Annotated in this window: 2 protein-coding genes; both read right to left on the bottom strand. The window is 75.1% G+C overall.

The genetic code is table 11. The annotated features are described in order from the left end of the window. On the bottom strand, positions 1 to 1252 hold a 1252-nt coding region (locus IY392_RS13945), incomplete at its 3' end, for an AAA family ATPase (protein WP_194861535.1). Positions 1253 to 1315: 63 nt separating this feature from the next. After that, the coding region (locus IY392_RS13940; protein WP_194861534.1) for a M20/M25/M40 family metallo-hydrolase at positions 1316 to 2410 on the bottom strand (1095 nt) is incomplete at its 5' end.

Raw genomic sequence — 2410 nt, 5'->3', positions numbered from 1 at the left:
CCACGTACCCGGGCGTCCGGTCCGCCACCGCGGGCAGGTCGAGCTCGCCGGTGGGCACGTCCCGCAGGAGTACCCCCAGCAGCGCGGCGCGGTCGGCGGCGCCGGGCAGGGGCAGGTCCAGCACGCGATCGCAGATGTCGGGTTCCCGCAGCCGGGCGTCGGCGTCCTCGGGACGTACACAGGTGGCCACCAGCACCGATCCCGGGTGTGCGACCACGGAGCGCAGCCGGTCCAGCACCAGGGTGGACACCGGCTCGGTCTGCGCCGGCAGAAGTGCCTCCACGTCGGTGACGAGCAGGATCCCGCCGTTCTCCCTGGCGCGCTCGGCGGCGGCCCGGACGGCCTCGAGCCGCCCCGCCGCGTCCAGGGATCCCACTGACGGGCCGTCGAGCACCTCGAGCCGCCGGTCCCCGGCGACCGACCGCACCAGCGTGGCCTTGCCGACGCCGGGCGGTCCCGCGATCAACACCCCGAGGTGCGGTGAGGTTCCCAGTGTGCGCAACAGGTCCGCCCGGTCCAGGGCGAGGGTGAGCCACTGCTCCAGCACCTCCGCCTGGTCGGCGAACCCCACCAGGTCCCGTCGGTCGACGGCGGTGATCGCCGGGTCGGGGGCGGGCGCGCCCACGCTCTCCGCCGAGCGTGGTGAGACACCGCGGGGGCTCGTCGTCGTCGGACCGCGACCGGGGTCCGAGGCTCCCGCGGCGACCACCGCGGTGGTGGGCTGCACGGAGACGACACCGTCCGGCACCGTCGCGGTGACGGTGAGCAGCGCGGTGCTCCACTGCACACCCATGGTGTTGCGCAGAGTGCGGGAGGTGTCGCCGGTGGGGAAGTCGGGACCGAGGTCACGGGGCAGCAGGGTCACCGAGTCACCCACTCGCAGTACCTTGCCCAGCAGTGCGGACCGCAGGACCCGCTCGGCCACGCCCCGGCCCGCGGGCGGCAGGCCCTGGACCTCGACGGACTGGGCGCCGGTGACCCGGGCGGCCCGGACGGTCACCCGCGCGTCCTCGCCCAGGCCGCAGTTGGCGGCGACCACCTCGTCCACCACCAGGATCCCGCTGGGGGCACCGGTCGCGGCGGCGGCGACCACGGCCGCCGTCGTGCGCGCGCCCACGATCTCGAGGGCGTCCCACTCCCGCATCCCCAGCGCCAGGATCACCTCCGGGTGCGCCCGGACGATGCCCCGGCGGGAATCGGCTGCGGACGCCGAGAGGCGGAGGGTCAGGTCCAGATCCGGGCGGGGGTTCACGCGTGCGAGCGTATCGCCGATCCCGCCACGGCCGCGCCACGCACCACCGCGCGGCCCCCGGGGTCAGCGGAAGCGCTGCAGGAACGCGGCCTCGGCCAGCGCGATGCGTTCGATCTCCCCCGGGTCCACGCTCTCGTCGGGGGAGTGGATCGCGGCGGCCGGGTCCTCCACGCCGAACAGCGCGATCCCGGCCCGCGGATGGGCGTCACGGAGAGCCGTGCACAGCGGTATCGACCCGCCCGAGCCGACCTCCGCCACCTCCGTCGTGCCGTACGCCTGCGCCAGACACTCCGAGAGCAGGTCGTGCACGGGATCCGACCCGTCGGCGGGGACGGAACTGAACGGGAAACCCACGGTCTCCCTCTCCACCGACACACGCGCGTTCCAGGGGCGCCTCCGCTCGATGTGCGCTGCGAGGAGCTCCTGCGCCTCGAGCGGGTCGGTGCCGGGGGGGACGCGGAGGTTGACCAGGGCCCGGGCGTGTGGCTGGACCGCGGCGATCGCGCCCTCGACCGGCGGGCAGTCGATCCCCAACACGGTGACCGCCGGGCGCGACCACACCAGGTCGGCCAGCGGGGCTGCGGTCGACGGCTGGACCCCGTCGAGGGTCCCGGCGTCCGCGCGGAAGGCGTCCTCGTCATACGGCCGCCCGGGCCACCGCCCGGAGAAGTCGAGACCGTCGACGGTCGTGGCGCCGGTCCCCGGGTCGCGCAGCGAGGCCAGGATCGACACGAGCGCGCCCAGCGCGTCGGGCGCCGCGCCCCCGAACTGGCCCGAGTGGACCCCGGCCTCGAGCGTGTCCACGACGACGACGACGTTCGCGATCCCCCGAAGACTCGTCGTGAGCGTGGGCTCGCCCACCGAGACGTTCCCCGAGTCCGCGATGAGGATCGCGTCGGCCGCCACGAGGTCGGGTCGCGTGGCCACCAATTCGTCCAGGCCCCCTCCGCCGGTCTCCTCGGAGCCTTCGACGACGATCCTGATCCCGAGGCCGTTCAGCGGGTCCAGCGGGTCCGGGCCCTCCAGGGCGGCGAGTGCTCGGAGGGCGGTGAGGTGGGCGACCAGGTTGCCCTTGCAGTCGGCGGCCCCACGGCCGTACCAGCGGCCGTCGCGCTCGGTGAGCTCCCACGGCGGGGTGGTCCATTCGTCGGGATCGCC

The organism is Dietzia sp. SYD-A1 (genome assembly GCF_015356725.1).
Taxonomy (GTDB): Bacteria; Actinomycetota; Actinomycetes; order Mycobacteriales; family Mycobacteriaceae; genus Dietzia.
This window is presented reverse-complemented; position numbering and strand designations above follow the sequence as displayed.